This is a genomic window from Protofrankia sp. CiP1_Cm_nod3 (assembly GCF_982290655.1).
The window spans coordinates 62663-71727 of sequence record NZ_CEVIVD010000007.1; the positions used below are offsets into that span (position 1 = coordinate 62663).

Sequence of the window (9065 nt, forward strand, 5' to 3'; positions counted from 1 at the left end):
CTCTGCTGTGAAACGCCCCGCCCACATCGACCAACATCCATCAGACACGCTCTGAGCACCGACCGCGAGGCGTCGGCGCTTTCGGCGGTGCGTGCGACGCGGCCCGGACGGGCCGGCCTGTCCGGGCCGGCCCTGGCCGCTAGCTGTCGGTTACTGCTGGTACTTCTTGGTAGCTGTCGGTGGCCGCACGCGGTTCGGGGGCTCCACCGTGTGAGGCGGTGGCCGACAGCAGGGGCAGGCGCGGGGCGGCCTGCAGCAGCGCGTTGGTGTAGGGATGCTGCGGGTTGTCGAACACGGCCGTGGTGAGCCCCTCCTCCACGACCTCGCCGTTGTTCATGATCAGTAGGCGGTCGCTGATCTGCTCCACGACGGTGAGGTCGTGGGTGATGAACAGCAGGGCGATGCCCAGGCGCTGCTGCAGCTCGGACAGCAGGTCCAACACCTGGGCCTGCACCGACACGTCCAGCGCGGAGACCGGCTCGTCACAGATCAGTACCTCGGGTTGCGGGGCGATCGCCCGGGCGATCGCCACCCGCTGCCGTTGCCCGCCGGAGAGCTGGTGCGGACGGCGGTGGGCGAAGTGCGCGTCGAGCCCGACCGTGGCCAGCAGTTCGGTGATCTGGGCCCGGCGGCGGGCGCCGCGCTGGCCGGGCAACGCCTCGGCGATGATGCGCCCGATGGTGTGGCGGGGGTCGAACGCCGCCTGCGGATCCTGCTGGATCAGCTGGATGTGCTGCCGCCGCGCCCGCCTGGCACGTTCCGGCGTGCCCGACCAGGGCTGCCCGCGCAGGAGGATCCGCCCCTCGTCGGGCTCGGTCAGGCCCATCACCATCCGTGCCAGCGTGCTCTTGCCGGAGCCGGACTCGCCGACCAGGCCCACCGTCTCGCCCGCCCGCAGAGTCAGTGACACCCCGGCCACGGCACGGCGTTCGCCGAAGTTCTTGGTCACCGCGTCGACGTCGAGCAGGGTCTGCCCGCCGGCGTGGGGCGGGCGCTGCGCGCGCCGGCCGCGGGCGATGTCCAGCAGCGTCCTGGTGTAGGGGTGCTCGGGGCTGCCCACGATGCGCTCGGTGGGCCCGGTCTCGACGATGCGGCCGTCGAGCATCACCGCGATCCGGTCGGCCAGCCTCGCGACCACCGCCAGGTCGTGGCTGATCAGCAGCAGGCCCCGGCCCTGTTCCTTGATCTCTTCGAGCAGTCGCAGGATCTGGTGCTGCACGATCACGTCCAGCGCCGTGGTCGGCTCGTCCGCGATGACCAGGTCGGGCCGTGTCGCCACGGCGGAGGCGATCAGGGCGCGCTGGCGCAGCCCGCCGGAGAGCTGGTGGGGGTACTGCTGGCTGCGCAGCTCCGGCTCTGGGACGCCGACCTCGGCGAGCACCTCCAGGACGCGCCGGTGCCGCTCGGTACGGGTACTGTCCCGCTGGTGCAGCCGGATGGACTCGGCCACCTCGTCCTCGATCCGGCGCAGCGGATCCAGGGACACCAGCGCGTCCTGCAGCACCATGCCGACCGACTTGCCGCGCAGCCGCTGCCAGTCACGCTGGGAGAAGCTCCTGACGTCGGCGCTGCCGACGCGCAGGGTGCGCGCCCGGACCCGGGCGCGTTCGCCGGCCAGGCCGAGCAGCGTCCGGGCGGTGACGCTCTTGCCCGAGCCGGACTCCCCGACCAGTGCCAGGCACTCACCATCCTCGATGGTGAACGAGATGTCGCGTACCACGGGGGGCTCGTGGCCGAAGGAGACCTCCAGCCCGGCAACCTCGACCAGGGTCACCGCGGGCCCCCTGCCTGCCGGCTGCTCCTCCGCGGGCGCTCCGCCCGCCGGCTGGTCCTCCGCGGGCGCTCCGCCCGCCGGCCGCTCACCGCAGGCTCCTTGCCTGCAGGCTGCGGCCGAGCGTGGTGGAGACGAGGACGACCACGACGATGGCCAGCCCCGGGAACACCGCGATCCACCAGGCGTTCGCCAGATAGGTCTGTCCCTCGGCGAGCATCACGCCCCATTCCGGAGTCGGTGGCAGCGGGCCGAGGCCGAGCAGGCTCAGCCCTGCCGCCGCGGCGATGGCGCTCCCGGTCCCCAGCGAGGCGAGCACCACGACCGGCCCGCCCACGTTGGGCAGCACGTGGCGCAGCACATATCGCCACGCGGGTACGCCCAGGATCTTCGCCGCCTCGACGTATTCGGCTTTTGTCACGGCGAGTGCCTGCCCGCGCACGAGACGGCCGTAGTACGGCACGGCGGCCACCCCGATCGCCACCGCGATCTGCGTCGAGCCCGTCCCGATGAGCGCGATGACCAGCAGCGCCAGCAGCACCTCGGGGAACGCCATCCAGACGTCGGTCAGCCGCATGATCAGCGCGTCGGCCAGCCGGCTGCCGGCCGCCGCGGTCAGCCCGGCCAGCGAGCCCGCCACGACCGCGATCGCGGTGGCCACCAGGCCGGTGGTCACCGAGTACCGGGCGCCGTAGACCAGCCGCGAGAAGACGTCCCGTCCGAGCTGGTCGGTGCCGAGGTAGTGCGTCGAGCTCGGCGGGGAGAAGGTGTGCTGCACGTCGTTGGTGTCCGGCGCGTAGGGCGCGAAGACGCCGGGGAACAGCAGCAACGCGACGATCAGGGCCACGGCCAGCGTGCTGATCGCGAGCAGTATGTGCGAGCCGCGGGTGGCCCGCCACCGGGGCCGGGCCGTGTCGAAGGCCGCTGTCGTCGCGCTCATGCCCGGCTCGTTTCCCGCAGCCGCGCGTCGATCACCGGGTAGAGCATGTCGGCCAGGGCGTTGGCCACGACGAAGATGAGCGCGGCCAGGATCACCACGGCCGACACCACCGGCGTGTCGCGGTGCTGCACGGCGTTGACCAGTACGGTGCCGAGACCGGGCCGGGAGAAGACCTTCTCCACCAGCACGGCGCCGCCGACGAGCGTGCCGAGCACCCAGGCGGACATCGTCGTGGCCGGCAGCAGCGCGTGCCGCAGGGTGTGCCGCAGCAGCAGGCCGAGCCGGCTCTGGCCGCGGGCCCGGGCACTGAGCACGAACGGTCTGCCCTCGACCAGCTCAAGCTCCTGGCGCATCACCTGCGCGAGGACACCGGCGAGCGGGATCGCCAGCGCCAGCGTGGGCAGCACCAGGCCGGAGATGCCATGGGAGCCGAAGGCGGGGAACCAGCGCAGGTTGAACGAGAAGAGCGACAGCAGCAGGATGCCGAGCCAGAACGGCGGGACCGCCACCGCGAGCACCTCGAACACCGACGTGCCCGTCCGTACGATCCGGCCCCGGCCCGCCGTGATGACGGTGGCGATGAGCGCGAGCAGCAGGCCGACCAGGGCCGCGCTCAGCGCCAGCTGAAGGGTCGGCAGGATCTGGCTGCCAAGCAGCCTGGTCACCGGCTGGCTGCGCTGGTAGGAGCGGCCGAAGTCGCCGGTGGCCAGCGATGCCAGGCGGTCGAGGTACTGCACCGGCAGCGGTCGGTCGAGCCCGTACTCCGCGGCGACCCGCTCGCGCAGGCCCGGGAGGTTCGCCGCCTGCGGGCCGAGGATCGCGTCCACCTGGTCGCCGGCCGCGCTCACCGCGAAGAAGGTCACCGTCACCGCGCCCCACAGCACCAGGATCCCGGTGAGGAGCCGACGTAGCAGGAACCGGGGCAACGAAGCGTACACGTGTCAGCTCACCGGGTCAGCGGCCGGGAAGGCCGCCCAGAGGGCAGGAGAGTCCCTGCGAGTGCTCATGGATGAGAGCTCCGATTTTCTTGATCACATTTTTTGGTCGGCTGGGACGGCACACCCGTCACGCCGTGCTCCTGGCCGGTGGAGCCGCCGCGTCCACCGGTCAGGGGTTCGCTCGCTCAGCGGCTCACCGGCGCCGGACACAGCCCGACGGCCACGGCCAGCCGCCGGACGGACTCCCGGCGGTCCTCCGGGCTGTGGATGTTGGAGATGGCCATCACCTCGTCCACCCCGCTCGCCTCGACGAGTTCGGCGAGCCGGCCGGCGACCCGGTCGATGCCGCCCACCACGTCCCCCCGCAGGTCGACCTTGTCGCGGGCGACGAGCTGGGCGTTGGTGAGCCGGCTGGTGCGGGCCAGCGCCTGCTCGACGGACTCGAGCGGGCGCGGATCGCCGCTGAGGTAGTCGAGCACGGCGAGCCGTTCGGGGGCGGCCAGTGCCTCCCCGTGCTCGTCGTCCTCCCCGACCCAGATCCGGGTGGCCAGGATCGCCAGCGGCCGGTCGCCCTCCGCCACCGGGGTGAACAGCACGCGATAGCGGCGCAGCGCCTGGACGGCCACGTCCGGATCCTGGTTGACGCAGAGGAAGGCGTAGCTCAGCCCGGCGCGCGCCGCGAGCTCGGCGCTGCTGACGCTGGAGCCGAGCAGGAACACCGCCGGCAACGGCACACCGGCCGGGGACGCGACGAGCTCCCGGTACGGGTCGTCCGGGTCCAGCGGCACCCGGCCGCCGACGCCGAGCAGCTGCCGCAGATGCTCGCCGAACCTCTCGAGCGCGTCGGGGGTGCGCAGCAGCGCGTCGCGGGTGGGGTCGTCACCGGTGCCGGTGGAGCGGCCCAGGCCCAGGTCGATCCGGCCCGGGTGCAGCGCCTCGAGGGTCCGGAACTGCTCCGCGACGTGCAGCGGCGTGTGATTGGGCAGCATGATGCCGCCGGAGCCCACCCGCAGCCGGCTGGTGCGGTCCGCGATGTGGCCGATGAGGATCTCCGGGGCGGCGAAGGCCATGTTGCGCACCCCGTGGTGCTCGGCCACCCAGAACCTCGTGTAGCCGAGCTCCTCGGCCAGCTGGGCGAGCTCGACCGAGTGGCCGATGGTCCGCGCCGGGCTGGTCTGCGCGGAGACCGGGCCCTGGTCGACGAGGGAGAGGGCGACCATCACAGGGCCTTCGCCAGCGGCCGGCGGGTGGCGACGTCCGGTATCGGCAGCCCGTAGTGCTCGCGCAGCGTCCTGCCCCGGTACTCCGAGCGGAACAGGCCGCGGCGGCGCAGGACCGGCACGACGTGGTCCACGAAGGCCGGCAGGCCGTCGAAGGTGACGTCCGGCATGAGAGTGAAGCCGTCCACGACGCCGGAGGCGAACCATGCCTGGATCAGGTCGGCGATCTGCTCGGGGTCGCCCACGGCCACGACGTGGCCGCCACCGCCGCCGCGCCGGATGACGTCCCGTACCGTCTGCCCCTCCAGTGCGCGGCGCGCGGCCGGGCGGGCGTGGCCGCGGACGGCGTGCAGCCTGCCCCGCAGGGCGGGTGGCACCGGCCGGTCCAGCTCCAGGTCGTCGGGGTTCAGCCCGAGCTGCGCGGCCAGCCCGCGCACCGCGCCGCGGGTACCGGACAGCTCGTCGAGGGCCTGGCGTCGTTCGAGAGCCTCCCGCTCGGTGCCGCCGACCGAGGTGACCAGCCCGGGCAGGAAACGCACCGCGTCCGCCGGGCGGCCGAAGGCCGCCGCCCGGGACCGCACGACGTCCAGCTCGTCACGGGCCGTGTCGATGTCGACCACGGCCGTGAACATCGCCTCGCCGGTGCGCGCGGTCAGCGTGCGCACGTCGTCGGAGACGCCCGCGTGGTAGAGCACCGGGTAGCCCTGCTCGGACGGCGGGAGGCTCAGCGGCCCCCGCACGCTGAAGAACTCGCCGTGGTGGTCGATCGGCCGGATCCTCGACATGTCGGCGTAGAGCCCGGATGCCACGTCGGCGACCAGCGCGTCCGGCGCCCAGCTGCGCCACAGCTCGAGCACGATCGCGACGAACTCCTCGGCCCTGGCGTAGCGGGCGCGGCTGCTCGGCTCGTCCGCGACGAAGTTGCCGGCGACACGGGGGCCCGAGGTGGTCACCGCGTTCCAGCCGGCCCGGCCGTGGCTGATCAGGTCCAGCGCCCGGAACCGGCGGGCGATGTTGAACGGCTCGTTGAACGTGGTCGAGGCGGTGCCGACCAGCCCGATCCGTTCGGTGACCACCGCCATCGCGGTCAGGATCAGCGTCGGCTCGAGGCCGTTGAGCTGCGGATAGTCGTCGATGTCGGCGTGCAGGCCCGGGACGTCCGCCAGGAAGATGGAGTCGAGCCGCCCACGCTCGGCCACCTGCGCCACCTCGAGATAGCCCTCGATGCGGGAGAACGCCAGCGGGTCCGCGCCCGGCCATCGCCACGCCCCCGGATGGTGCCCGGCCGCCACCGGGTGAACGCTCAGGTGCAGTTCGCGTCCACCCAGATCTGACGACATGCGTTCCTCCGTCTCTCGCGGGACACACCACGGGTACCGTACGGATGCTGGCAGCAGGTTCTAAAGCGATCCTTGAGTGAGGCCGGCCGGCCTGTGACCGCTCGCGTCCGGTATCAGCGCGAGCGGTCGCGGGCCGGCCGGCGGCCACGGGCGTCAGCTCACCCAGACCTCCGACAGCGTCGGCAGGTTCCCCGCTCCCAGCGCGAAGCCCTGCACCCGCTCCTGCACGCCGTAGGTGCGCTTCGACACGAAGGTCGGCAGCACGTACGCCTCGGCGAGGACCTTGTGCTGCACCTTGCCGTACAGCACGTTCTGGCCCGCCACGTCGCGCGTGCGCAGCGCCTCGTCCAACCAGCCGTCGACCTCCGGGTCGTTGACCCTGGCGGCGTTCGCCCCGCCGACGCCCGGCAACTGGCTGGAGTAGAACAGCGTGCGCAGTATCGAGCCGTCGATCGCCGACGGCGAGCCGGATCCCAGGTGGTAGTCGCCCGTGGCAAACGCCTGCACGATCGACGGGGTGTCCAGCGGGCGCAGGACGACCTCGAAACCGACCTGCTTGACCGCGTCCTTCAACGCCGTGTGGTAGTTGCGCTGCTCCTCGCTGGTGAAGGAGGCGGCAAAGGCCAGCGTCACGCTCAGCCGCCGCCCGTCACGAGCCCGGTAGCCCTCGCTGTCGGTCGCGGTGAAGCCGGCCTTCTCCAGCAGGCTGATCGCGCGGTTCCTGTCGTAGCCCCAGATCCCCTCCACCGACTTGTCGTAGCCCGGGGTGGACGAGGTCAGCACGGACCGGCCGCTGCTGTAGACACCCTGGAAGAGGCCCTGTGTGATCGCCTCGGTGTCGACGGCGGACTGGAACGCGACGCGCACGTCCCGGTTGTCGAACGGGGCCCTGGTGGTGTTCAGCGAATAGGTGAACGGTGACCCGACGGTCTCGCGGCTGACCAGCTTGATGCTCGGCTGGGTGCGCAGCTGCGCGAGCCTGGTGGCGGGGATCTGGTCGGCCACGTCGAGCTGCCCCGAGGTCAGCGCGCCGACCCGGGCGGCGTCGTCGGCGAGGAACTGCACGACATACTGGTCGAGGTAGGCATCCCCGGGGTGCGACGCCGACGCCGGCGCCCAGCGGTAGCCCGGGCGGCGGGTGAACACGGCGTTCTGCCCCGGGGTGAGCGACGAGGACACGAACGGCCCGGTGCTCACCAGGAACTTGCCGCCCGAGGTGATGTCGGCCGGGTTGGCGCGCAGCACGGCGGGCGAGTGGAAGCTCAGGTATGGGCTGCTCAACGCGCCGAGCAGCGGCGAGTGCGGTGACTTCAGGTGCACGACCACGCTGAAGTCGCCGGTGACCTCGGTCCGGTCGTAGGGGCCGAGCAGGGTCTTGGAGTTCCGGGACTTCGTCGCCGGATCCACGATGTGGTCGAAGTTGGCCTTCACCGCCTCGGCGTTGAACGGGGTCCCGTCGTGGAAGGTGACGTCGTCGCGCAGCTGGAACGTGTACCGCAGGCCGTCGTCGGAGATCTCCCAGGATTTCGCCAGCCACGGCTCGAAGGTGCCGTCCGTCTTCTGGTACACCAGCGAGTCGTACACGGCGCGCAGGATCAACGACGACAGCGTGGAGACCGAGACGTGCAGGTCCCAGCTGTCGGGCTCGGCGGTGGTGGCGAAAGTGATGCTGCCGCCGCTCTTCGGCGTCCCGCCGGTCCCGCTCGGCGAGGAGTCCTCCCCGCAGGCCACCAGGCCTGAGCCCAGGCCGAACACGGCCAGCGAGCCCACCGAAAGGGTGAGAAAACTCCTGCGGGAATGCATGGGAACTCCGTTTCGTCGAAAAAATACGTCGAGGCATTTCCGGGCCTGGTGGCGTGTTCGGAAAATGTCGTACCCGGAAATTCCGTCGGACGGTCCGGGCTGGTACGGCCGGTTTCGTGCGCATGGCCGGGCCGGCTGGTGCCGGGCGGAGTTCGACGGCGAGTGCGGGCCGCTGGTGCCTGTGCTGCCCGTGGTCCTTCCCACCGGTGTCTGTGCGGTGTTGCCGGCGTCCGCTCAGGGGTAGCCGACGGTCACCGGCTGTGCGCCAGGACGCGGTTCCCGGGCGCTGTTCTCAGCCGTATGCCCATGTGGCCCCACCGACACAATCGCGCTCCCTCACGCTTCCACCAGCCAAGAGGCTCGGACGGAATGGATTGTGGCAGCAGGGCTCTAAAGCGGGCCTTGGGCCGAAGCAGAACCATCCGGGCCAGTCTGTCCGGCACTGTCAGTGACAGCGGCGTCCAGCAACAGCTCCAGCATCCGGGTGCTGCCGTCCCGGCCGGCGGGCGAGCGCTCCCGCACCCAGGCGGCGGCGCTGATGACGCCGAACAGGTCCTCGGCGGTGAAGCCCGGCCGTACCCGCCCGGCGGCCTGCGCCGAGCGCAGCAGGCCGGCGCCGCACTGGTACATGTCGGTGCACGAGCCGGACAGGGCGCCCTCGCCGTGCCGGCTGCGCGTCAGCAGCCCCATCAGCCCGCGGAAGGTGCTGCAGTACCGCACCGCCTGCGCCGTCCAGTCCCGCAGGGCGGCCAGGGGGTCGCCGGTCACGGCGGCCTCGTCGGCGAACGCGATCAGTGCGTCGAGGCCGTCCCTGGTCGCGGCCTCGATCAGCGACTCCCGGGTGGGGAAGTGCCCGTACAGGGTGCCGATGGCGACCCCCGCCCGGGCGGCGATCTCCTCCAGAGGCGCCGCGGAGCCCCCGGCCTCGAAGGCCTCGCGCGCCGTGTGCATGATCGCTTCGTGGTTGCGCCGGGCGTCCGCCCGGCGTGCCCTGCCGGCGGGAGCGGGCCGTTCCTTCGGGGGCTGCTCGCTCACCGCTCTGTCCCCCACGGC

General features: G+C 72.1%; 7 protein-coding genes. All 7 read right to left on the reverse strand.

Features of this window, described 5'->3' with window-relative positions; genetic code table 11:
* Positions 1 to 139: 139 nt before the first annotated feature.
* Positions 140 to 1774, reverse strand: coding sequence for a dipeptide ABC transporter ATP-binding protein (locus AC5LUJ_RS03340; protein ID WP_493464443.1), 1635 nt, complete (start codon positions 1772 to 1774; stop codon positions 140 to 142).
* Between the two features lie 85 nt (positions 1775 to 1859).
* Positions 1860 to 2711: an ABC transporter permease gene (locus tag AC5LUJ_RS03345; RefSeq protein WP_250282472.1), complete on the reverse strand. Its 852-nt coding sequence runs from the start codon at positions 2709 to 2711 to the stop codon at positions 1860 to 1862.
* Complete coding sequence (locus tag AC5LUJ_RS03350; protein WP_250282473.1) at positions 2708 to 3649, reverse strand: ABC transporter permease; 942 nt, start codon at positions 3647 to 3649, stop codon at positions 2708 to 2710. Before AC5LUJ_RS03350 ends, AC5LUJ_RS03345 begins: the two co-directional genes overlap by 4 nt.
* A 185-nt stretch (positions 3650 to 3834) precedes the next feature.
* The gene (locus AC5LUJ_RS03355) at positions 3835 to 4869 is read right to left on the reverse strand and encodes an LLM class flavin-dependent oxidoreductase (RefSeq protein WP_493464448.1); all 1035 of its coding nucleotides are present in this window, start codon (positions 4867 to 4869) and stop codon (positions 3835 to 3837) included.
* Positions 4869 to 6209 (reverse strand): NtaA/DmoA family FMN-dependent monooxygenase, encoded by a 1341-nt coding sequence (locus AC5LUJ_RS03360; RefSeq protein WP_250282477.1) that lies wholly within the window; start codon positions 6207 to 6209, stop codon positions 4869 to 4871. Before AC5LUJ_RS03360 ends, AC5LUJ_RS03355 begins: the two co-directional genes overlap by 1 nt.
* Before the next feature lie 153 nt (positions 6210 to 6362).
* Complete coding sequence (locus AC5LUJ_RS03365) at positions 6363 to 8012, reverse strand: ABC transporter substrate-binding protein (RefSeq protein WP_493464444.1); 1650 nt, start codon at positions 8010 to 8012, stop codon at positions 6363 to 6365.
* 390 nt (positions 8013 to 8402) lie between these two features.
* Positions 8403 to 9065, reverse strand: a 663-nt coding sequence (locus AC5LUJ_RS03370) for a TetR/AcrR family transcriptional regulator (protein WP_493464445.1), incomplete at its 5' end; no start/stop codon positions are given.